The 21587-nt window shown below is 63.9% G+C and carries 25 protein-coding genes, 1 tRNA gene and 2 pseudogenes; 21 read left to right on the forward strand and 7 right to left on the reverse strand.

Annotation, left to right across the window (positions count from 1 at the left end; genetic code table 11):
- Nucleotides 1-99 precede the first annotated feature (99 nt).
- Together AADZ78_RS06755 and AADZ78_RS06760 are read left to right on the forward strand one after the other, a co-directional pair.
- Entirely contained in the window at nucleotides 100-237 is a 138-nt protein-coding gene (locus tag AADZ78_RS06755) for a hypothetical protein (protein WP_169726257.1), read from the forward strand.
- 139 nt (nucleotides 238-376) lie between these two features.
- Nucleotides 377-640, forward strand: a complete 264-nt coding sequence (locus tag AADZ78_RS06760; protein ID WP_085249732.1) for a WhiB family transcriptional regulator — start codon at nucleotides 377-379, stop codon at nucleotides 638-640.
- Nucleotides 641-642: 2 nt separating this feature from the next.
- On the opposite strand, the gene AADZ78_RS06765 is transcribed toward AADZ78_RS06760, so the two are convergent.
- Nucleotides 643-1986, reverse strand: a complete 1344-nt coding sequence (locus AADZ78_RS06765) for an ABC1 kinase family protein (RefSeq protein WP_085249733.1) — start codon at nucleotides 1984-1986, stop codon at nucleotides 643-645.
- Between the two features lie 92 nt (nucleotides 1987-2078).
- Between AADZ78_RS06765 and AADZ78_RS06770 the strand changes: the two genes are divergently transcribed.
- Entirely contained in the window at nucleotides 2079-2252 is a 174-nt protein-coding gene (locus tag AADZ78_RS06770; RefSeq protein ID WP_139828596.1) for a hypothetical protein, read from the forward strand.
- Nucleotides 2253-2271: 19 nt separating this feature from the next.
- Here the strand turns inward: AADZ78_RS06770 and AADZ78_RS06775 are convergent, their stop codons facing one another.
- Together AADZ78_RS06775 and AADZ78_RS06780 are read right to left on the reverse strand one after the other, a co-directional pair.
- Entirely contained in the window at nucleotides 2272-3117 is an 846-nt protein-coding gene (locus AADZ78_RS06775; RefSeq protein ID WP_085249798.1) for a TOMM precursor leader peptide-binding protein, read from the reverse strand.
- 38 nt (nucleotides 3118-3155) lie between these two features.
- Nucleotides 3156-4535, reverse strand: a complete 1380-nt coding sequence (locus AADZ78_RS06780; RefSeq protein WP_139828597.1) for a zinc-dependent metalloprotease — start codon at nucleotides 4533-4535, stop codon at nucleotides 3156-3158.
- 78 nt (nucleotides 4536-4613) lie between these two features.
- On the opposite strand from AADZ78_RS06780, the gene AADZ78_RS06785 reads away from it, so the two are divergent.
- Together AADZ78_RS06785 and AADZ78_RS06790 are read left to right on the forward strand one after the other, a co-directional pair.
- The gene (locus tag AADZ78_RS06785; RefSeq protein WP_085249735.1) at nucleotides 4614-5636 is read left to right on the forward strand and encodes a YlbL family protein; all 1023 of its coding nucleotides are present in this window, start codon (nucleotides 4614-4616) and stop codon (nucleotides 5634-5636) included.
- Nucleotides 5637-5706: 70 nt separating this feature from the next.
- Nucleotides 5707-8685 (forward strand): UPF0182 family protein, encoded by a 2979-nt coding sequence (locus tag AADZ78_RS06790; protein ID WP_085249736.1) that lies wholly within the window; start codon nucleotides 5707-5709, stop codon nucleotides 8683-8685.
- A 110-nt stretch (nucleotides 8686-8795) separates the two neighbouring features.
- Here the strand turns inward: AADZ78_RS06790 and AADZ78_RS06795 are convergent, their stop codons facing one another.
- Complete coding sequence (locus tag AADZ78_RS06795; RefSeq protein WP_085249737.1) at nucleotides 8796-9806, reverse strand: TIGR03617 family F420-dependent LLM class oxidoreductase; 1011 nt, start codon at nucleotides 9804-9806, stop codon at nucleotides 8796-8798.
- Between the two features lie 55 nt (nucleotides 9807-9861).
- On the opposite strand from AADZ78_RS06795, the gene AADZ78_RS06800 reads away from it, so the two are divergent.
- Both AADZ78_RS06800 and AADZ78_RS06805 read left to right on the forward strand, forming a co-directional pair.
- Nucleotides 9862-10485, forward strand: coding sequence for an alpha/beta fold hydrolase (locus tag AADZ78_RS06800; RefSeq protein ID WP_239656780.1), 624 nt, complete (start codon nucleotides 9862-9864; stop codon nucleotides 10483-10485).
- A 13-nt stretch (nucleotides 10486-10498) separates the two neighbouring features.
- Nucleotides 10499-10621, forward strand: a complete 123-nt coding sequence (locus tag AADZ78_RS06805; RefSeq protein WP_264033442.1) for a hypothetical protein — start codon at nucleotides 10499-10501, stop codon at nucleotides 10619-10621.
- A gap of 29 nt (nucleotides 10622-10650) precedes the next feature.
- Here AADZ78_RS06805 and AADZ78_RS06810 read toward each other — a convergent pair whose 3' ends face one another.
- A complete protein-coding gene (locus AADZ78_RS06810) occupies nucleotides 10651-11622 on the reverse strand; it encodes a GlxA family transcriptional regulator (RefSeq protein ID WP_204803925.1) in 972 nt (323 codons plus the stop codon).
- A 101-nt stretch (nucleotides 11623-11723) separates the two neighbouring features.
- Here AADZ78_RS06810 and AADZ78_RS06815 point away from each other — a divergent pair, with 101 nt between their 5' ends.
- The 6 genes and pseudogenes from AADZ78_RS06815 (at nucleotide 11724) to AADZ78_RS06840 (ending at nucleotide 15110) form a co-directional block, all read left to right on the forward strand.
- The gene (locus AADZ78_RS06815; protein WP_372510590.1) at nucleotides 11724-12377 is read left to right on the forward strand and encodes an HD domain-containing protein; all 654 of its coding nucleotides are present in this window, start codon (nucleotides 11724-11726) and stop codon (nucleotides 12375-12377) included.
- An 11-nt stretch (nucleotides 12378-12388) separates the two neighbouring features.
- Nucleotides 12389-13288, forward strand: coding sequence for an SAM-dependent methyltransferase (locus AADZ78_RS06820; protein ID WP_085249738.1), 900 nt, complete (start codon nucleotides 12389-12391; stop codon nucleotides 13286-13288).
- Nucleotides 13289-13425: 137 nt separating this feature from the next.
- Nucleotides 13426-13566: pseudogene (locus tag AADZ78_RS06825) on the forward strand (hypothetical protein); the annotation flags it as partial.
- A 67-nt stretch (nucleotides 13567-13633) separates the two neighbouring features.
- On the forward strand, nucleotides 13634-13879 hold the full coding sequence (locus AADZ78_RS06830; protein WP_239656467.1) for a hypothetical protein: 246 nt from the start codon (nucleotides 13634-13636) through the stop codon (nucleotides 13877-13879).
- A gap of 75 nt (nucleotides 13880-13954) precedes the next feature.
- Nucleotides 13955-14028: transfer RNA gene (locus AADZ78_RS06835), tRNA-Met, on the forward strand.
- A gap of 239 nt (nucleotides 14029-14267) precedes the next feature.
- Nucleotides 14268-15110 carry an HNH endonuclease gene (locus AADZ78_RS06840; protein ID WP_239656779.1) on the forward strand — a complete coding sequence of 281 codons (843 nt, stop codon included), beginning with the start codon at nucleotides 14268-14270 and terminating at the stop codon, nucleotides 15108-15110.
- A gap of 379 nt (nucleotides 15111-15489) precedes the next feature.
- Here the strand turns inward: AADZ78_RS06840 and AADZ78_RS06845 are convergent, their stop codons facing one another.
- Together AADZ78_RS06845 and AADZ78_RS06850 are read right to left on the reverse strand one after the other, a co-directional pair.
- Nucleotides 15490-15903 carry a PIN domain-containing protein gene (locus tag AADZ78_RS06845; protein WP_085249802.1) on the reverse strand — a complete coding sequence of 138 codons (414 nt, stop codon included), beginning with the start codon at nucleotides 15901-15903 and terminating at the stop codon, nucleotides 15490-15492.
- 95 nt (nucleotides 15904-15998) lie between these two features.
- Nucleotides 15999-16115 (reverse strand): annotated as a pseudogene (locus AADZ78_RS06850) (type II toxin-antitoxin system VapB family antitoxin); the annotation flags it as partial.
- 165 nt (nucleotides 16116-16280) lie between these two features.
- Between AADZ78_RS06850 and AADZ78_RS06855 the strand changes: the two are divergent.
- The 8 genes from AADZ78_RS06855 to AADZ78_RS06895 all read left to right on the forward strand — a co-directional run bounded on the left by AADZ78_RS06855 (nucleotide 16281) and on the right by AADZ78_RS06895 (nucleotide 21584).
- Nucleotides 16281-16541, forward strand: coding sequence for a ribbon-helix-helix domain-containing protein (locus AADZ78_RS06855; RefSeq protein WP_085249740.1), 261 nt, complete (start codon nucleotides 16281-16283; stop codon nucleotides 16539-16541).
- 153 nt (nucleotides 16542-16694) lie between these two features.
- Nucleotides 16695-16934: a type II toxin-antitoxin system ParD family antitoxin gene (locus AADZ78_RS06860; protein WP_085249741.1), complete on the forward strand. Its 240-nt coding sequence runs from the start codon at nucleotides 16695-16697 to the stop codon at nucleotides 16932-16934.
- Entirely contained in the window at nucleotides 16931-17260 is a 330-nt protein-coding gene (locus AADZ78_RS06865) for a type II toxin-antitoxin system RelE/ParE family toxin (RefSeq protein ID WP_085249742.1), read from the forward strand. Before AADZ78_RS06860 ends, AADZ78_RS06865 begins: the two co-directional genes overlap by 4 nt.
- A 53-nt stretch (nucleotides 17261-17313) precedes the next feature.
- On the forward strand, nucleotides 17314-17739 hold the full coding sequence (locus AADZ78_RS28960) for a hypothetical protein (protein ID WP_085249743.1): 426 nt from the start codon (nucleotides 17314-17316) through the stop codon (nucleotides 17737-17739).
- Between the two features lie 36 nt (nucleotides 17740-17775).
- A complete protein-coding gene (locus tag AADZ78_RS06880; protein WP_139828600.1) occupies nucleotides 17776-19545 on the forward strand; it encodes a DUF6398 domain-containing protein in 1770 nt (589 codons plus the stop codon).
- Between the two features lie 117 nt (nucleotides 19546-19662).
- On the forward strand, nucleotides 19663-20337 hold the full coding sequence (locus tag AADZ78_RS06885) for a methyltransferase family protein (RefSeq protein ID WP_085249744.1): 675 nt from the start codon (nucleotides 19663-19665) through the stop codon (nucleotides 20335-20337).
- Nucleotides 20338-20481: 144 nt separating this feature from the next.
- Complete coding sequence (locus tag AADZ78_RS06890) at nucleotides 20482-21210, forward strand: DUF2652 domain-containing protein (RefSeq protein ID WP_085249745.1); 729 nt, start codon at nucleotides 20482-20484, stop codon at nucleotides 21208-21210.
- Nucleotides 21207-21584 carry a hypothetical protein gene (locus AADZ78_RS06895; protein WP_085249746.1) on the forward strand — a complete coding sequence of 126 codons (378 nt, stop codon included), beginning with the start codon at nucleotides 21207-21209 and terminating at the stop codon, nucleotides 21582-21584. Before AADZ78_RS06890 ends, AADZ78_RS06895 begins: the two co-directional genes overlap by 4 nt.
- Nucleotides 21585-21587 lie beyond the last annotated feature (3 nt).

The raw sequence follows: 21587 nt of genomic DNA on the forward strand, positions 1-21587 counted from the left end.
TCGGTTGTCACAGGTGGCTGCGACCGTTTACCCTCGTTACCGACATGGCGTCAGCTGTAGCTGGATGCTGGTATCCGGGCAGGCAACAACGAGAGGAGGGTGGCCACGATGATCGACAGCAATGCGTTCGGTGTAGGCGTGGCTGCTCATGCCGCCCATGCCGCCGTGCCGGCGGCAGCGGTCAAGCACCGCGTCGCCGCCGCGACCGAAGCGTCCGTGGATCGGGGCTCAACTTAGCTACGTAGCGAGCCCGCTAGATGGCCACGGACCGGAAGTCACAAGGATCCGTGGCCACAGTTTTCGGGTAGATCACCTCCCAACCTGGTCCGGATCACTGCAACGACAGCAACCAGACCAGGAAGCAGGTGAACAGGACATGTCGGCCCCGACAGTCCCCAAACGAAGGCAGCCGGCCCTGCCATGTCACGTCGGTGACCCCGACCTGTGGTTCGCCGACACCCCCGCGGACCTGGAGCGGGCCAAGACGCTGTGCGTCAACTGTCCCGTCCGGCGTCAGTGCCTGGCCGCGGCCCTCGAGCGGGGCGAACCCTGGGGTGTGTGGGGCGGCGAAATATTCGAGCGGGGCTCAATCGTCAGCCGCAAACGTCCGCGCGGACGACCACGCAAGTTCGCTGCATAGATTTAGACGACCGCCGTATCGGGTTCGGCGAACCCCGGGATCAGCTCCTCGGACAGGGCCTTGATCGGCACATGCGCGTCCAGCTGGCACAGCATCGCGGCCACCGACGCGATCACCCGCATCGGAAGTGCCAGCTTGGGCGGTAGGTCCATTTGGCGCGCCGTCCGGATCTGGGCCATCGAGCGGTCGATCTGGCTGACGGTCATCCGCTGCAACCACTTGCGGGTGTAGTGGAAGACCTCGACCTCGATGGGTTCGACGTATTGGCGCAGCATCTCGTCGATCTCGCGGACGGAGACCTGTTGTCCTCGCTGGATGAACCCGGCCTTTTCCATGGTCGGCAACAGTAGGTCGTAGTTTTTGTCCCGGGCCAAGCGAATGGTCATTCCTAGCTCGATGGGATAGCCCCCGGGCAAGGGCGCGACCGCGCCGAAGTCGATGACGCCCATCCGGCCTTCGGGCAGCAGCATGAAATTTCCCGGGTGGGCATCGCCATGCAACATCCCCAATCGGCGCGGCGCGTCGAAGGTGAGCTCCAGCAGCAGTGTGCCCATCAGGTCACGCTGTTCGGGTGTCCCGTCGCGAATGATTTGCGACATCGGTACGCCGTCGATCCACTCCTGGATCACGACTTTGGGGGCGCTGGCCACGATGTGCGGCACCAAGAAGCGTGGGTGGCCTTGATACGCCTTGGCGAAGGCGCGCTGGTTGTCGGCTTCCAGCCGGTAGTCGAGTTCCATCTCGGTGCGTTCGATCAGCTCGTCAACCACGCCCTGGACGTCGGCGCCCGGTGAGAGTTGCTTGAGCACGCCGACCATGCGTTGCATGGTCTTGAGGTCGGCACGAAGTGCCTCGTCGGCGCCGGGGTACTGGATCTTGACGGCCACCTCGCGGCCGTCGGACCACACCGCTTTGTGCACCTGGCCGATGCTGGCCGAGGCCACCGGGGTGTCGTCGAAGGAACTGAACCGCGCGCGCCACTTCGTGCCCAGCTGAGCGTCGAGCACTCGGTGCACCTTGCTTGCGGACAGCGGCGGGGCGTCTTTCTGCAGCTTGGTCAGTGCCTCGCGGTAGGGCTCGCCGAATTGCTCGGGAATGGCGGCTTCCATTACGGACAGCGCCTGTCCGACCTTCATTGCCCCGCCCTTGAGCTCGCCCAGGACGGTGAAGAGCTGGTTGGCGGCCTTCTCCATCAGCTCGGCGTTGACCTCGTCTTTCGACTTTCCGGTGAGCCGTTTACCGAAGCCGAGTGCTGCCCGGCCGGCCATGCCGACCGGCAGGCTGGCCAGCTTCGCGTTGCGGGCCGCACGGCCACGCTTGATGTCTGTCACACACCCATCATCCATGACGGCCGGTGCAACGCGGGTTGATCTGACAACAAGTAGTGTCTTGCGGGCACGCATCGAAACCCACATCCGGAGGGTGGAGCCCAAAAACCATGTCAGCGAAATCAGCGCAGCACGACGCCGCCGAAGCCCTCTTTAGGGCGCTCATCGAAACGCTGGACAAGCACCGCAATGACCGCACGTTGACCCCGGGAGTGCTGGACGATTTGGCCCGGGCTTATGCGTCCGTCTCCACGAATGTGCCGGAGCAAGGTCGACTGGGCTAGCGGGCATCAAGGACGGGCGTCAACACGAGCACAACGGGTGCTTGGTCCACCGCCGCGCCACGATGGAGCCGGCGTTGAGGTCGAACTCGAGAGTCGCGTTCAACGCAGACGGTGGATCGGTCGCCGTCTCCTGCCCGCGTACCGCTGCGATCACCCGGTTCACCTGGCTGAGTGCCAACGCCGCAGTCGCTAGGAGGGTGGCCCGGTCTGCCACTCCGACGGTGTCTCGCAATTGGGCGGCGATCGCCGGCCACGCGGCGTCACGGTCGCTGCGGTGCAGGTCCGCGCAGCTCAGGCAGCTGGTCGCGCCGGGAATGACCAGCGGTCCGACCAGCCCGGTACCGTCACGAACCCGAACGGGAAGATGCGGCACGCCGTCATTGTGCAGATCCCGAACCAGGCGCGGATCGGCAACAAGGTAGTCCGACAACACCACCAGGTCCACGGTGGTGTGAGTCACCGCAGCATGAGGCTGGCTGCTGTGCCCAATGCGCGCCCCCGAGCAGCGCAGCGCCTGTATGAGCAGGTCCGACAACGGCCCACGACCATGCACCCGGATCGACGCCGACCGGGCATCGGAGTCCCGGTGTCGGCCGTTGGCTACACCGGCACCAACCAGTTGCGCGACGAGATTCGCCACGTCGTCACCATCCACCAATCCGCCGTCGGCGGCTTGGCGCTGCAGCTCAGCTAGCGGAATCGGCGATCGCATGGACCGCAGCAGCGCGGCCAAACCCGCCGCGGTCAGACCACGTGGTGGACGGACCAGCACGGCGCGGCGGGGATCCCAGCCCACCTGTACCGCACCGTCCGGCCGCAGCAGCACGGGCATCGCCGGATCCAGCGAATACGTCACCCCGGGCATGACCTGACACTGTGCCACGCCCCGCACAGCCGCCCGGATCAGTTATCCACAGGGCCGTCTTCGTCGCCGTCGTCGTCGCGGTCTTGCTCAAGTAGGGCGATCGCCTCGTCGATACCGCTGGTGTCGCCGCCGACGACCCGGTCGATGAACCCGGCCGGGTCATCGAGATCATCGGCGTCGGGCAGCAGGTCCGGGTGCTGCCAGACACCGTCGCGGGCATCCATACCGGCCGCCTGTGTCAGCCGTTCCCACAGTGAGCCGGCCTCGCGCAGCTTGCGCGGCCGTAGCTCCAAACCCACCAGGGTCGCGAACGTTTGCTCCGCGGGGCCGCCGCTGGCCCGGCGCCGGCGAAGCGTCTCGGCCAGTGCGGCGGTGCCGGGAATCCGCTCACCCAACGCGTCGGTCACCACCGTCTGAACCCAGCCCTCGATCAGGGCGAGCAGCGTCTCGAGCCGCTCGAGGGCCTGTGTTTGCGCCGGCGTCGCTTTCGGCTCGAACACGCCTTGGCTCAGCAGCTGTTCCATGGCGGCAGGATCGGCCAGCGAGGCCGGGTTGAAATCGCGGGCCAGCTCCTCGATCCCGGTCATGTCAATTTTCATACCCATGGCGTAGGCCTCGACGGCGCCCAGCAGCTGGCTGGACAGCCAGGGAACGTGGCTGAACAGCCGGTGATGCGCGGCTTCGCGGGCGGCCAGGAATGTCAAGATCTCGCTGCGCGGCTGCTCGAGTCCCGAGGCGAACGATTCGACGGCATCCGGCAGGAGTGCGCCTATCCCCTTGGGTCCCAGCGGAAGACCGATGTCGGTGGAGGTCAGCACTTCGCGAGACAATCGGCCGAGGGCCTGGCCCAGCTGCGATCCGAATGCAATGCCGCCCATCTGCGACATCATCGACAGCAGTGGGCCGGCCATGCTCTTGGCCTGTTCCGGCAGCGACGACGCCCACACCGTCGAGATCTGCTGGGCCATCGGGTCGCACAGCCGCTTCCAGGTCTCCAACGTGTTGTCGACCCAGTCGGTGGGGCTCCAGCCCACCGCTTTGGTGGTGCCGGCAGGTATCGCGGACACCCCATCGAGCCAGGTCTCGGCAAGGTGCACTGCGTCGGCTATCGCGGAGTTGGTTGTGGCCGGGATGGGCGCGATGAACCCGATCGAGCTCGACGCGACTTGCCGGGCCAAGTCGTAGTTGACCGGGCCCGAAGCTTTGCCCGCGGCCATCGCGGTACCTACACCGCCGAACATCTCCCCTAGGCGGGTGAACAGCTGTCCCAGGTCGGCCATGTCAAATTCCCCACCTTGACCGAACGGGTTAGCGCCTGAGCCCGAGCCAGGGTCGTTCTTGCCGCGCTTGTCGCGGTCGGGGTCCTCTCCGGAGGAGAAGCCGAACGGCAGGTCACCCATAACCCCAACGGTACCCACCGGGCCAACAGAAAGCGCGGGGCGCCGTCACGCTCGCAGCTGAATGAGTCCGGGACGGGTCCGTCTAGTGTATGCGGCGTGAACAGGCGGATTTTGACCTTGATGGTCGCGCTGGTGCCGATCGTGGCCTTCGGTGTGTTGCTTGCGGCGGTGACGGTGCCGTTTGTGTCACTGGGCCCCGGACCAACGTTTGACACCCTCGGCGAGGTCGATGGCAAGCAGGTAGTCCAGATTGAGGGAACCCAAACCCACCCGACATCGGGTCATCTCAACATGACGACGGTGTCCCAGCGCGACGATTTGTCGCTGGGTGAAGCCTTGACCCTGTGGCTCTCGGGTCAAGAGCAGCTGGTGCCGCGCGACCTCGTCTACCCGCCCGGCAAGTCGCGCGACGAAGTCGATAAGGAAAATAACGCGGACTTCAAGCGGTCCGAGGACAGCGCGGAGTATGCGGCACTGGGATATCTGAAATATCCGGAAGCGGTCACCGTAGCCACGGTAACCGACCCCGGTCCCTCGGCGGGCAAGCTGAAGGCCGGTGATGCCATCGATGCCGTCAATGGCACTCCGGTGGCCAACGTCGAGCAGTTCACGGGGTTGCTGAAAAAGACCAAGCCCGGCCAGGTGGTGACGATCGACTTCCGGCGCAAGAACGAGCCGGCCGGCATCGCGGAGATTACGTTGGGCACCAACAAAGATCGTGACTACGGTTTTATGGGCGTCGCGGTGCTTGACGCGCCATGGGCGCCCTTCGTCGTCAACTTCAACCTCGCCAACATAGGCGGACCCTCGGCCGGATTGATGTTCAGTCTGGCCGTTGTCGACAAGCTCACCACCGGCGAGCTGGTCGGGTCGACGTTTGTCGCAGGCACCGGCACTATCTCCGTCGACGGCAAGGTGGGGCCCATCGGCGGGATCACGCACAAGATGGCGGCCGCCCGCGCGGCCGGTGCCACGGTGTTTCTGGTGCCCGCCAAGAACTGTTACGAGGCGAGCTCCGACGACCCGCCGGGCTTGCGGTTGGTGAAGGTCGAGACCCTCAGCCAAGCGGTGGACGCGTTGCACGCATTGCGGTCCGGGGCTCCGACGCCGAGTTGCTAGCCGAGCGACGCGAGTGCTGAGGATGCGTACAGTTGTGACCATCTGGAAAACAGAGCAGGGAGCGTAGCTAGTGGGAATGCGTCCCGCCGCACGGATGCCGAAGTTGACTCGGCGCAGCCGGATTCTGATCTTGATCGCACTTGGTGTGATCGTGTTGCTGCTCGCTGGTCCGCGCCTGATCGACGCCTACGTCGACTGGCTGTGGTTCGGCGAGCTGGGCTACCGCTCGGTGTTCACCACCGTGCTGGTTACCCGCATCGTGGTCTTCCTGGTGGCCGGGTTGCTGGTTGGCGGCATCGTGTTCGGTGGGCTCGCGCTGGCCTACCGCACCCGCCCGGTTTTCGTTCCCAATAACGACAACGACCCGGTGGCGCGGTATCGCGCCGTGGTGCTGAGCCGGCTGCGGCTGGTGGGCATTGGAATCCCGGCGGCGATCGGCGTGTTGGCCGGCGTGGTGGCGCAGAGTTACTGGGTTCGGATCCAGCTGTTCATCCATGGCGGCGACTTTGGGATCACGGATCCGCAGTTCGGCAAGGACCTCGGCTTCTACGCATTCGAATTGCCGTTCTACCGGCTGGTGCTCACCTATCTGTTCGTCGCAATCTTTCTGGCATTCATAGCGAACCTGGTGGCGCACTACCTCTTCGGCGGCATTCGGCTGTCCGGGCGCACCGGCGCGCTGAGTCGTTCGGCGCGTATCCAGTTGGTCAGCCTGGTCGGCGTCCTGGTGCTACTGAAAGCCGTTGCCTATTGGTTGGATCGGTATGAGCTACTGTCGCATACCCGTGGCGGTAAGCCGTTCACCGGCGCGGGGTACACCGATATCAACGCGGTGCTGCCGGCCAAGCTGATCCTGCTGGCCATCGCGGTGATTTGCGCGGCCGCGGTGTTCTCCGCGATTACCTTGCGGGACTTGCGCATTCCGGCTATCGGTCTGGTGTTGTTGCTGCTGTCGTCGTTGATCGTCGGGGCCGGCTGGCCGCTGATCGTCGAGCAGATCAGCGTCAAACCCAATGCCGCGCAAAAAGAAAGCGAATACATCAACCGAAGCATCACCGCGACGCGACAAGCGTACGGCCTGACGTCCGAGGTGGTGACCTATCGCAACTACACCGGCGACGGCCAGGCGACCGCGCAGCAGGTTGCCGCCGACCGCGCCACCACATCGAACATCCGGCTGCTGGACCCTACAATCGTCAGCCCAGCATTCACCCAATTCCAGCAGGGCAAGAACTTCTACTACTTCCCCGACCAGCTGTCGATCGACCGCTACCTCGACCGCAACGGCAGCCTGCGCGATTACGTCGTCGCGGCGCGTGAGCTCAACCCCGACCGACTGATCGACAACCAGCGTGACTGGATCAACCGGCACACCGTGTACACGCACGGCAACGGATTTATCGCGTCACCGGCCAACACCGTGCGGGGAATCGCGAACGACCCGAATCAAAACGGCGGTTACCCCGAGTTCCTGGTCAACGTGGTCGGCGCCAACGGCAGCATAGTGTCCGACGGGCCGGCGCCGCTGGACCAGCCGCGGATCTATTTCGGACCGGTCATCTCCAATACCTCAGCGGACTACGCCATCGTCGGAAAGACCGGCGCCGACCGCGAATACGACTACGAGACCAGCACCGAAACTAAGAACTACACCTACACCGGCAGCGGTGGGGTCTCGATCGGCAGCTGGATCTCGCGCAGCGTGTTCGCCGCGAAATTCGCCGAGCGAAATTTTTTGTTCTCCAACGTGATTGGATCCAACAGCAAGATCTTGTTCAACCGCGATCCGGCGCAGCGGGTGGAGGCGGTGGCGCCCTGGCTAACGACCGACAGCTCGGTTTACCCGGCGATCGTGAACAAGCGGCTGGTGTGGATCATCGACGGCTACACCACCCTGGACAACTACCCGTACTCCGAACTCACATCGTTGTCGTCGGCGACGGCGGATTCCACCGAGGTGGCGTTCAACCGACTGGCCCCCGACAAGAAGGTCTCCTACATTCGCAACTCGGTGAAGGCGACGGTTGACGCCTACGATGGCACGGTCACGCTGTACCAGCAGGATGAGCAGGATCCGGTGCTGAAAGCGTGGATGCAGGTCTTTCCGGGCACGGTCAAGCCCAAGAGCGATATCACTCCTGAGCTTGCCGAGCACCTGCGCTATCCCGAAGACCTGTTCAAGGTGCAGCGCATGCTGCTGGCCAAATACCATGTGAACGACCCGGTGACGTTCTTCTCCACCTCGGACTTCTGGGACGTGCCGCTGGACCCGAATCCGACCGCGAGCAGCTATCAGCCGCCGTATTACATCGTCGCGAAAAACATTGCTAAGAACGACAATACGGCCTCTTATCAGCTGATCAGCGCGATGAACAGGTTCAAGCGCGACTATCTTGCCGCCTACATCAGCGCCAGTTCCGATCCTGCGACGTACGGCAAGATCACCGTGTTGACCATCCCGGGCCAGGTCAACGGTCCGAAGCTAGCCAATAATGCGATCACCACCGATCCGGCGGTGTCCCAGGACCTCGGTGTGATCGGGCGCGACAACCAAAACCGGATCAAGTGGGGCAACTTGCTGACGCTTCCGGTGGGCGTGGGCGGGTTGCTGTACGTTGAGCCCGTTTATGCGTCGCCGGGAGCCAGCGACGCTGCCTCGTCGTATCCGCGGCTGATTCGGGTGGCGATGATGTACAACGACAAGGTCGGATACGGGCCGACGGTGGGTGACGCGCTCACCGGGCTATTCGGACCTGGCGCCGGCGCCACGGCGACCGGAATACAACCCACCGACGCCGGTGTACCGGCGGCACCGCCTGCCAGCCCACCGCCGCAGGCCAATGGACCGGCCTCGCCGCCGACCGCGGTGGTGCCGCCACCCCCTGATGGTTCGGTCGCCTTGTCACCGGCCAAAGCCGCTGCAATGCAGGAGATTCAGGCCGCGATCGGTTCGGCGCGGGAAGCGCAGAAGAAGGGTGATTTCGCCGCGTACGGGGCCGCGCTGCAGCGGCTCGACGAGGCCATCACCAAGTTCAACAACGCCAAGTAGCCTGCATCCGGCGCGCGGCCCAGGCCGCGAGCGGCCCGGGCCGCGAGTGTGCGTGTTTGTACGGCAACACGCCGCTTAGCCCCAGACATTTTGCGCACCCTCGCCACGCATCACTGCAACCGGCGGGCGACCTCGCCGTAGCGCTCGAGGCGTTCGGGATCGCTTAACGCGTTATACAGCACCAGGCGCGTTGCGATCCCGGCGTACTTCTGGGTCAGCGCGTCGGCCAAGCCGTCCCAGGTCGACTCGGTGGCAAAGACGGCGATGTGTTCGTCGGTGATCTGGGCCGCCATGCCGGCGAAGTCGCCGGCCTTCTGCTTCTCGCGGATCCGCGCGGTCGTCCCCTCAAAGCCGGCCTCGTCCAACAGGAACGCATAGTTGGGTGTGCTTGCGTAGAAGGCGATGCTGGCCCGCACCGACTCTCGGTCGTTAGCGCGCTCTTCGTCACTGTCACCGACGATCGTCATCACCGGCACGATCACCGCGATGTCCGACGGCGAGCGCCCGGCTTTCGCCGCCCCCGCCGCGACGTTCGGCAGGAGGTGACGGGTGAGATAGCCGGGCTCGCCGATCGGATGGACATGAACCCCGTCGGCCACTTCGCCGGCCATCCGCAGCATCCACGGATTCACCGCTGCGACATCGACTTTGGGATCGGGTGCGGCAATGGGGCCCGCACTCCATTGCGGAGTGATGAAGTCCAGCTCGTAGAACTCACCGTGGTGATCAAGCGTTCCGGTGCGGAAAGCCGCGAAGCAAGCCTTCACGGCGAGCACGTAGTCGCGCATCCGCGGCCCGGGACGGTCGAAGGTCATACCGTATCGCCGCATGACGTGGGTGCGTACCTGCGTGCCGAGACCGAGCCGGAACTTCCCGCCGGTCGCTTCCTGGAGCTCCCATGCCGTGGCCGCGGTGACGAAGGGACTACGCGGAAATGCCACCGCGACCCCGGTGGACAGCTCGAGGCCCGGTGCGGCCTGGGAGGCGACGGCAGCGTTGAGATAGGCGGTGCGGCCGGTCTCGGTGAACAGCAGACCCGAGAACCCCGCGCTCTGGGTTCGGCGCGCCAGGTCGCCGATCTGACCCAGCGGTTGCGGGATCGTCATCACATCGGTGTGCATTGCGGAACAGTATGCCCGAAGCGCCGGCCCCTGGATGTCGCTGATTCTGGGAAAGATGTCCCCGGTCACCGGTGACGTAACCGTCGCTATAACACCAGACTCGGACACCGTGGTAGAGACGTCGACATATGTTCTGGTTCCGGGTGCTTGGCTCGGCGCGTGGTCCTGGCGACCGGTCGCCGAGCGGCTTCGTGCGGCGGGCTATCGGGCGATCACCGTGACGCTGCCCGGTTTGGCGGATGCAGCTGACCCGTCAGGTTATCAACTGCAGGATGCGATCGACTACATCGTCGATGCGGCCCACCGGCTGGAACTCGACAATGTCGTGTTGGTCGCACACAGCTGGGGTGGTTTTCCTGCCACCGGCGCCGCTCAGCTGCTCGCGGGCCGGGTCGGCAAGATCGTCTACTACAACGCGCACGTGCCGGTTCGCGGTAGATCGTTGGTCGACGAAAACCCGCCCAACAAGCGGGAATTGATGCTCCGCTTGATTGTGGAGTCGCCTGCCGGCGCCATTGCACCGCGCCTGGAATACGTTGAGCAGGAACTAATGCAAGGCGTTGCCCCAGAGCTGCAGCGCTTGGTGGCCGATTTGATGACGCCGCAGCCAGGTGGCTACTTCCTCGGTGGACTTCGAGCCGGTCGATCTCGGTATTCCCGTGGTCTACATCGCCGCTGACGACGATTGCGCGATGCCGCGACCCGCAGCCGAATCCGCCGCCCGGCTCCGGGTTGAGCCCATCGCCGTTCCGGGAACGCACAACGGAATGCTGACCCACCCCGACGACGTGGCCAGGGCAATCCTGACCACCTGACACACACAAGCCGTGCAGCACAAGCATTTTCAGCTGCGAGATGCGGTACGAAACCTGTCGCGGTAGGCCTTTGGACTGATACCGATGTGGTTGAGAAACACCCGCCTAAGTGTTTCTGGACTGCCGAAGCCCGCCAGTCGTGCGGTTTCGGCCACGGACCGGCCGGCTTCGAGTCCGGCACGCGCGAAATCGATTCGAACCAACTCGACGTAGCGCGCGGGAGTCATCGCCAGTTCGGACTGAAACAGCCGGGTCAGCTGACGGGTGCTCAGCGATGCCCGGGCCGCGAGCTTTTTCACGCTGTGGTCGGCGCCAGGATCGGCGGCGATTGCATCGGCGACCGCCCTCAGCGGTGAGTCCGGCGGCGGATCGGCCTCCATCAAGACCGAGAATTGCGATTGTCCGCCAGCGCGTTTGAGATACACAACCAGCGACCGAGCGACATTTCGGACCAACTCGGGACCATAGTCCAGCTCGACCAACGCCAATGCGAGGTCGATGCCCGAAGACACGCCCGCCGATGTGAACACGTCGCCGTCACGGACAAAGATCGCGTCGGGTTCGACCCCCACGTCGGGGAAGGCGCGGGCCAGCCGTCGGGTATGCCGCCAGTGCGTCGTGGCACGCCGACCACTGAGTAGCCCCGCCTGAGCCAAGATGAACGAACCCGTACACACCGACGCCAGCCGCCGGGTCCTTGCCGGCACGGTCTTGAGGGCGTCGATCAGCGCGGGATCAATTGGCCGGCCGACCAGTTGATCTCCACCGGCAACCAGGACGGTATCGGCGGCGTCGATCGACGCAATGTCGGTGGTAACGGCGAAATACGTTCCTATTGACGTGGTTACGTCGTGTCCGTCTACGGATGCGATCTCGAGTGAATAGTTCGCACCGAACCGGTTGGCTTCGGCGAACACCTCGGCGGGTCCGGCCGCGTCCAACAGCTTCACGCCGTCGAAGACGACGAGCACCACCACGCGGGTCGAATTGGCATCGCCCATCTGCCCATTGTGTCGCATTTTGTGGGAACGACGGCTCGAACGACCCCGGTGGGATGGCCGTCCAACCCGCACACTGGGCACATCCCAACCAAGGAGGTCTGATCATGGCCATTCAGTCGATCGAAACCATTGCCGGCATCGTGATACCTGACACCCCGCTGGTTCGCGCGGTCACCGAGTTTATTCGGGACGCCGAAGACGACCTGCTCTTCAACCATTCCCGGCGGGTGTTCCTCTTCGGGATGTTGCACGGCCGCCGCCTCGGCCTGGAGCCAGACCGTGAGCTGCTCTATGTGGGGGCGATGTTTCACGACCTCGGCCTGACCCCGCGCTACCGAACTTCCACCCGACGCTTCGAGGTCGACGGTGCCGACGCTGCCCGGGAATTCCTCCTGGAACGTGGGTTCGACGAGGCCGACGCCGAGAAGGTATGGCTGGGCATTGCGTTGCACACCACGCCCGAGGTGCCGGATTGCCTCCAACCCGAAATCGCGTTGGTCGCAGCAGGTGTCAAGACCGACGTGGTGGGTGTCGGTCTTGACGACCTCGCTGCCGAGGCTGTTGCCGCGGTCACCGCCGCCCATCCGCGTCCGGATTTCAAGAACCGCATCCTGACTGCCTTCAACGACGGTATGAAGCACCGCCCGAAGAGCACCTACGGAACCATGAACGCCGATGTGCTGCAGCACTTCGATCCCACATTTGTCCGCGAGGACTTCGTGGCCATCATCCGTAACAGCCCCTGGCCCGAATAGCGAGCGCGTCGATGAAACGCAGTGACAACGACACCTGGGATCTGGCGACGAGTGTGGGCGCTACGGCGACAATGGTCGCCTGTGCCAGGGCGGTGGCTAGCAGGCAGACGAACCCAATTATCAACGACCCGTTCGCCGAACCGCTGGTGCGTGCGGCCGGAGTGGACCTGTTTGCTCGGCTCGCTTGTGGCCAACTCGAATTTGCCGACATCGGAAGTCGTTGGATGTCAGATTTTTTCGGCGTCCGCGCTCGATTCTTCGACGCGTTCTTCCCCAGCGCCGGTTCCGCGGGAATCCGGCAGGCGGTGATCGTCGGCTCCGGACTGGATTCACGCGCCTACCGGCTTGCATGGCCGACAGGGGCCGTCGTCTACGAGATCGACCAACCCGAGGTTGTCGCGTTCAAGGACACGACACTGGCCCGTCTCGGGGCCACACCAGCCGCCCGATTGCACAGCGTGGGAGTTGATCTGCGCCACGACTGGCCAACAGCCCTGCGGCAAGAGGGTTTTGACCCCAAGCAACCCACCGCATGGCTGGCCGAAGGACTGATGATCGGATACCTACCGGGCGATGCGCAAAACCGGTTGTTGGATCTCATCACCGAACTCAGTGTGCCCGGGAGTCGCCTGGCGGCCGACCACCTGCCGGCCGGCTCGAAGGCCGTCGGATCAATGATCCTCGAAACCGCGGAGATCTGGAGACGGCACGGCTTTCATGTCGGGTTCGGCGACCTCAGCTATCCGCACGAACGCAACGATGCCGAAGCGTACCTTCGAGCGCTGGGATGGTGCACCACTACTCAAAGCCTCACCGATCTACTCAGCGCCGCCGACATGTCCGCCGTCGACATGGATATCGGTCCCAATGGCCAGGGCGCTATCCACTATGTGACGGCCACCCGACCGTGAGGAGTTCCACATGTCGCGCGCACCCAACCGCTCGCTGATGTGGCACGGCGTGTTCTTGTTCATGATCGGGCTGGTGACCGGCATGCAGCAGCGACGTGGTGCAGATCCGCAAGGCCTACCGCGGTCACGCGCAGCAGGTGGCCGCGGCGCTGTGGGGGACCAGTGGGTCCGGGTGGTTCTACAAGCACGTGATGGTCGTCGAGGAGGACATCGACATCCACGACCCGGAAGCGTTGGACTGGGCTATGGCCTACCGGGTGAACGCCGGCCTGGGCGATATCGCGTTCTATGGGCCTACACTTGGCTCGCCATTGGATCTGTCGACCCCCGCCCGAGAAGGCGAATATGGCCAAGTACGGCAGCGGCGAATGGACCCGGGTGCTCATCGACGCCACCCGAAGCTGGGAGTTCGAACCGCGGCCGGAGTGGGGTGGTCGCCACTACCAGGCGATCAACACGATCGCTCCCGAACTGGAATCGCGGGTCGCTGCTCGCTGGGAGGAGTACGGGATCGGCATTCCCTACCTCGATGACGAGCGGCGGGAACTGCTGACAATGGAGCAACTGAGCAAGCGGCTGCCGGAAGTGTAGTTTCCGGGGCGACGGTGGTCCCGAACGCGCGATTTGGTGAGGTTCGCACGCGTTGGGTAACCTTGCGTTTACCGACGCGGGGTGGAGCAGCTCGGTAGCTCGCTGGGCTCATAACCCAGAGGTCGCAGGTTCGAATCCTGTCCCCGCTACTAAATGGAACGGTCGCCAGCATCAGCTGGCGGCCGTTTCATGCTGTTTGTGAACGGATTTGTGAACGCGAGGACTGCTGATTACCACCGACCACTGCACTCGGCCGCGGGCATCCTTTCCATCCGGAGCACGTCCCGGATGAGCAACCCGTCAGTCAACTGAACCGGGGCAGTCCCCATGCTGTCTTGGGACGCTGTGTTGATCGATGGTGTCGGTGTGCGGTGGGATATTCGCTTGTATGGGGAACGAGATGCTTGATGAAGCGGATGATGTTCCGTGGCTTCGTGACCTGAAAACTGCTCGCCCTGGCAAGAAGTACTTTGCTCTCACTCTGGGTGCGAATAGGCGGGGACGGCCCTTCTGGGGAAGCCAGACGCACTTTGTTGGCTGGTCTGAACGAAACCCCCGATGGGAGATACGGGAAGCCAGCCTCGTAGATGCAGACCGGATGATGTGGTTGTGGAAGCAAATCAATCAGAGCTGGCTGGTCGTGCACGACGATCCGGCGCTTGCCGTTTTCGTTAGGCGGGGTGGCCACGCACTGGTCGAAAAGGAGTTGGCCGAAGACCGCCTACCCAACGTGATCTGTCCCTGCGAGTGCATGCACGATGGCGCAGTGGAGGTTGGCGGGTTCGGCTTCCTCGGGACTCGGCACTTCGCCGACGACGCGATAGAGCGTCGTGCCCCCAACCGAACCCTCCGCATGCAGGTGCTCAAGCGAGATAAGTACCGGTGCGTGATCTGTGGTCGCCGGGCGACGGATCACGTCGATGTCGAGCTGCACGTCCACCACCTCATTCCGTGGCGGATGGACGGTCCGACGGCTGAGGAAAACCTCGTTACCCTGTGCGGCACCTGCCACAAGGGACTCGTCCCGGACTATCAGCCGATGTTGCGTGAGCTTGCGGGATTGCCTGGTCCTGCGAGTCCGCTCAAGGAACGCAGGATGGAGTTCGACGAAGAGGTCGCTCGGTACCGCGCCTGGGTCGCGCGACGAATTGCTGAGCACGAAAAGGGCGTCGATCAGGATGCGTCGAACGGTCGCGACGACGATGCGACTCAGTCCGGTCGTGCTGGATAGCGGTTATTGAGCATCCTTCGCGACCGAGACGGGAAGCCCGAGAGATCGACGGTTTTGGGCTTCGAGCCGGTTGGCTTTTGTCGCTTCACGCTCCGGGATGACAGCCTGCGGTCGAGGCCCTCGAGTTCGCCGTACCGGCCTTCGGTTTCGGCTCGTTCACGCCGGCTGACATTGCCTTCCGCGCCGCGGACTACACCGCCGATTTGGTGGCCACCGATGCCGTCGCGGTCACGCCCGAGGCCAAGGGCGGCAGACTCGGCTGGCTCGTCGCCTCGTCGGTCGCCATCGCCTGCGTTCAACGCGCAATCGACGCCGACGGCAGATGGTCGAAGAGAGCTTGCCAAAATAGCTGCGCCTGACAAGGAGCAGAGTCCGCTTGCTACAGGGTTCCGTGCGGCGCGATCCACTCTGTGCGCTGGCCGGTGATCGCAGCGATGCGGTCGTAGTCCTCGTCGTAATGCCACACGACGGTGCCCGAGAGTTCGGCGGCCGCTGCGATGATCAGGTCGGCGATCTTGACGCTGCGGTGATGGAGACCGGCGACGTGGGCGAGCTCTCGCTGGACGTGGTATGCGCGAGCGAACGTTTCGGTGTCGATCGGGATGCGTGCCAGGCCATCGAGTTCATCGGCGAGCGCGTCGTAGTCGGTGGCCGACCTCGCCGAGTAAAGAATCTCTAAACGCACTTGGTCGCAGATGCCCACCTGATTCGCGGACAAGGCCGCCAACCACCGGTTCGCGACTTGCGGGTTGGCCGCGTGATGCCACGCGCTGGTGTCGACGCAGAACAACATCACCGGGTGGGACGAGTCTGCGCAAGCAGTGCTTCGGACCGATCGATACCCGCGCCGGATGCGATTCGCTCGGCGAGCCGGGTGCGTGCGGACTGCCGCACCGCGGCCCGCAACGCGGCATCGACCGTGTCCTTCAGCCCGGAGGTCCCGAGCGCGGCTTGGGCTCTGGCCAGCAATACATCGTCGATGTCGATAGTTGTACGTCTGGACACCCATCAATGATATAGCTATTTCACGACAGAATTTATGTCCTAAGCCCAGCTGGCACGGCACGCCGCGAGCGCTTAGCAAGCGCTGGAAAGGTGGGCTTGAGCGGGTCGCGTGGTGCGTGCGGTCGCCGGAGCAGGATTGAGTCCTACTGGTCCTGGGAGGGTGTCATGCGGACAACGAGGCAATTGAGCATTACGTTGCCGATCGATATGGCCGATGCGCTGCGTGAGCGGGTGCGCTCTGGGGAGTACGCCAGCGAGAGCGAAGTGGTCCGCGAGGGTCTGCGCGCTTTGTTTGCTCGCGATCACGCCGTGGAAGCCTGGCTGCGTGACGAGGTGGCCGCGGCCTATGACGCTGTTGCCGCTGATCCGTCGCGTGCCGTGAGTGCGCAGACCGTGCGGGCTCGGCTGGCAGCCGAGCAGGCCTGAGGCGTGTGAGCTTCACCGTCGTCTTCACCCCCGAGGCGCAAGACCAGCTTGTCGAGCTGTATCGCTACATCGCCGACGCCGCTTCCTCCGAAGGCCATGAACCGTATCCGTGCGTCTTTGGCAATTTTTGCCATTGCTCTCTAGCCTTGCTTTATGGGCACGATGAACATCTCGCTCCCCGATTCGCTTAAGGCGTTTGTGGAAGAGCAGGTTGCCGAGGGTGGGTATGGCACCAGCAGTGAGTATGTACGCGAGTTGATCCGCAAGGACCAGGACCGCGCGGCGCTGCGGCGGCTGGTCCTCGAAGGTGCCGCTTCGCCGCCGGCCGAGCCCGCCGACGATGCTTACTTCGATGGTCTGCGTGCCCGCGTCCGGCAACGTCGCACTGGATGACGATCAAGCCGGTCATCCAGCGCGATCAGGCTGTCCGTGATGTCGAACACGCGATTGACTACTACCTTGACGAGGGAGCGGCGCAAGCCGCGTCGGATCTGATCGATGCGCTGCAGGCCGCCTATCGCCTGATCGGACAGCACCCTGGGATCGGTTCGCCCCGTTACGGCTACGAGCTCGATATTCCCGGGCTGCGCGGACGGGCGCTGGGGCACTTCTCGTATCCGGTCCTGTACCTGGAGCGCGCCGACCACATCGACGTCTTACGTGTCTTGCATCAGCGTCGTGACCTTCCAGAACTGCTGCGCAATCTCGATCAGGACTAGCCGCCATCAGGCTGGCGAGACCACGCTGCTCCAACAGTTCCACGCCGAACTCGGTGGGTGGCTGCGTTTCGCTGGATGTTCTGGATGTTGAGGTCGAGCGCGCATCCGCGCGAGCCGATCCTGCGTTGATCCTGGCGATCAAGACGGCCACCGATCGCGACCGCCTGCCCGGAGTTCTTCCTGTCGGGCTCGACCCGATTCCTGACGGCGCCGACGATCTCGGAGCCATCGCTGTCGCCGCCGAGGACGCCGACCCGGACGGTGTTGTCGTCGGCCTGCTCGACGTGATCGGCTGGATGAACGACGACGGCACGCCGTTGCCGCGGTCGACTGCATCGCGCGCCGCCTGGGACACCAAGGATGTGCCGCGGCGACTGCGCATGTTGGACCGCGGCCGTCGCGCGGTGGATCGGCGCGAACGCGTGACGCCCGGGGCGGTCGCCTTCGCTCGGGCCGCCGTGCGGTCGTGGCCCGGCTGAACACTGGCGATCGCAGCGGACGGTATCGTGGCGCACATGTCGGACAGCCGTCGCCGTCGCGACGCGAAGCGAATGCGCAGAGAGGCACGGAAGGCCCGGCGTCAGCGGCACACCTCGGACGAACCGCCGCTGCTCGGCGACGTGAGGCGCGCGCTCGCCAACCCGGATCCACTGGCTTTGCTGACGTACGTGAGCATGCTTATGTCCCTCACTGACCCGCGCGGCAAGAACCCGTTCATGGCTCCCAATGAGCCGGAGCCGCCGCGCCGCGAAGAACTCGTCGGCATGTTTATTGACGTTCCGTGCGACGAAACCTCCGCGCTGCTCACGGTATTCGCTGAGATGATCGGTGACGACGAAGTGCTGCGGGCACGGGTCCGCCGAGAGCTGTTGCTGCGTCCGAAAATTCAATTGCCGTGGCTTGCCGAGCTTTCCAGGATCGAAGTCTATCGAGCGGTGCTGATGACTCATGTTCTCGGCGACGGTGACAACGTCATTCTCGGAGCACGGATACCCGGCGGACATGAACTCGCCTGCCCGGTATACATCGACCACAACCTGGGGACGCTGGTCAAAGATGCCTTCGTCGTGCCCGAACCGATCGAGGAATTGGTCGCCAAATACCAGGAGGTAACGGAAGACCCCGACACGCGCTGGGAGGATCTCAACCTGGCTGACGCCAAAGCGTGCATCACCGCAGCGATCCAAAGGGCCGCGATCACCGTTCCACCGTACGAGTCAGACACGTGGCCGGCCTGCCGGGCTCTGGTCGAGTGGATGATCCGGGGACTGCCCGACGGTGGAATGAACTTTCAACGACCGGAGTGGGATTCGAAGGCCACCGCCAACTTGGCCAAGCGCTTCCTCACGTCCGACGAGGGCGTCCAGTTCGATGACCGGGATCATCGCGACCTCCTTGACTCGTTGCTGTGGTACGGCACCGACTACGGGACCGGTGATCCGATGCGCTGGAGCCCGGTGAAAGTCGAACTGCTACTTGCTGATTGGCTTCCCCGCAAGATCGTTGACACCGCGGAGCGGCTAGCTTCGGCGCCCGATCTGCTTCGGGCGTTCGTTCGGTTCGCCCACGCCGAGGTGGGGATACGGCCCGATCTGACCGCCGACGCGCTGGCTGAGATCGATGCCTTGGAGCCGGAGTATCAGCGGATCATCCGGTCGCCACGACCACAGGGTCCGGCGGCGTTGCTGGCGGCAATGGGCGTCTATGACGAGGACAACTGGCTCGATGAGGACCCCGACGCCGACGTCGGAGAATTGATACTTGGCGAGCTGGAGCTCGACGTCGGCAGTCGCGTGGTGCTCGACCGGCTCGACGACCACGCGTTGCCGGACGAGCCGTTCAGCTGGCAGGGCATCGCAGATGACGTCGTCGAACGTGTGCGGGCGGTTCTGGAACTGACCGACCGCTGCTGCAACGACCTTTTCGACGTCGAGGCCCGCACGGCCTGCCGACGCCTCCTTTCACGCGTCGCCGCCGGTAACGCGGAGGTGTTCCGGCGCAAGGGGAGATCGGAGACCGCGGCCGCGGCGATCGTGTGGATCATCGGAAAGGTCAACGATCTGCTCTCCCTCTATTGGGGGCCTGGGCTGCAGGTCAAGGACCTCATGAGCTACTTCGGGGTCAAGGGCAGCCCCTCGCAACGTGCCGAAACGCTGTTACGCGCTGGCGGATTCGAGTGCAGAACCTACGACATGCACCTTGGTTCGCCCGACTATCTGACCTCGACCACTCGGCGGCGGATGATCGAGTTGCGCGACCGCTACTCGTCGGAGACCGACGCTTGAGGGCTGCGGGCTCCACCTCACCGCAGATGCCGGCGCTGCTGGACCGCCGGCATGAGCGATCCGAGTCGACACCGCGTAGCTGGCCGCCATTCGGTTCGGTCGGATACGTTGGAGAATATGAGCATCGGTGTCAAGACAATCGCACTCAGTGTGTTGGGGCTGGTCGTCTTCGGCGTGCTGCTGTTCTTGCCTGCGGGCACATTTAATTACTGGCAGGCTTGGGTTTTCATCGCCGTGTTCTCGCTCACGACGGCCTGGCCCAGCATCTATTGGGCCAAGCGCAAGCCCGAGGTCCTGCAGCGACGGATGAGTTCCGGCCCCATGGCGGAAACCCGGCCCGCGCAGAAGATCATCGTCCTCGGCATACAACTGTGGTTCGCGGGATTGCTGGTGGTCAGTGCGCTCGACCACCGCTTTGGTTGGTCGAGTGTGCCCGTACCGGTCGTCGTGCTCGGCGATGTGCTGGTAGTGATTGGCCTAGGCATCTCCCTGCTTGTGGTGGAACAGAACAGTTTTGCGGCCGCCAACATCAGAGTCGAGGCGGAGCAACCACTGGTGTCCACGGGACTGTACGGGCGGGTGCGCCATCCCATGTATTCCGGAGCGCTGATCATGGCAATCGGCATTTCCCTTGGGCTGGGCTCCTACTGGGGGCTCGTCCTCCTCATCCCGGGCGTGATCGTTCTTACCTTCCGAATCTTCGATGAGGAGAAAGCGCTCAAGCAGGAATTGCCCGGATACGTCGAATACACGCAGCAGGTGCACTACCGGCTGGTGCCGCACGTGTGGTGATCGCACGGGATCGAAAGCGGGTAGTCTACACCGTCTTTCAGCGTCCGGGAGGCCGACGGCTGGTGTGTCTTAGGTGCCGTGATGCTGGCTCGCAGGTCGCCCAGTCTATGCGCCGCCGTCGGGGGCCACTAGACTTCCGAAATCATGGCCATCCGGCGCGCCGTTCTGCTCATTGCCGACATCGGTGGATACACGCAGTACATGAGTTGGAACCGGATGCACCTGGCCCATGCGCAGCAAGCGGTGGCCGGACTGCTGGAGGCGGTCATCGACACCGGTAAAGGCCTCAAGCTGGCGAAGCTTGAGGGCGACGCCGCCTTCTTCTGGGCGCCTAACGGAGATGCCCGACTAGTGTGCGAATTGCTGCCGGCCATGCGGCAGTCGTTTGTGGCGCGGCGGGAGCGGTATAAAAAAGACGCCATCTGTGACTGCCGAAGCTGCGAACAATTGGGCAAGCTGTCCCTGAAATTCGTCACACACGTCGGCGAGGTAGCCGAGCAAAGGGTGAAGCGTCGTATCGAGCTCGCCGGTGTCGACGTCATCTTGGTCCATCGCATGCTGAAAAACTCAGTGCCCATACCGGAGTACGTGCTGATGACCGACGTCGTTGCCGAGTGTCTCGACGATTCGATGCGCCAGCTGTCAAAGCCGCTGATCCACAACTTCGAGGGCATCGGCGAAACCTCGACTTTCTACCTCGATCTTTCGACGTACGAGGTGTCGGAAGCGGAGCCAGCCCTCGGTGCCCTCGGCCGGTTGACGGCGAAGCTGAACCTCGAGATGAAGTCGTTGCCGTTTGTGTTGGGCTTCAAGAAGCCCGCGGCGGGTTTCCGCAACCTGGGTCGCGCCCCAAGGGAAGAGCTGCCGGCATGAGCGTTGCATTACTTCGCGAAATGTTCGACCAGATGGTCGTGTCCAAGAATGCTGCGCTCATCGAGCACTATTACGACCCCGACTTCGTGATGTACTCCGACGGGCTGCGTCAGACCTTCGCCGAGTTCCGCGACAGCCACCGCGAGATCTACGCGACGGCCATCGGCTACGCGATCGAGTACGACGAGCAGGCGTGGGTGCAGGCCGCGGACAAGGTTGCCGGCCGGCTTTGGATTACGACGTCGCGCCCCGGCGAGGAGCCGAACCGAATCGAAGTGGTACTCATCGCGGCCTATCGCAATGGGCGAATCCATCGGATCTGGGAAACCACCTGGCCGAGTTGGCGTGATGTAGCTGCATTCGAAAGTTACTGAATA

Origin of the sequence: Mycobacterium riyadhense (assembly GCF_963853645.1) — a bacterium.
In the GTDB taxonomy this organism is placed as follows: Bacteria; Actinomycetota; Actinomycetes; order Mycobacteriales; family Mycobacteriaceae; genus Mycobacterium; species Mycobacterium riyadhense.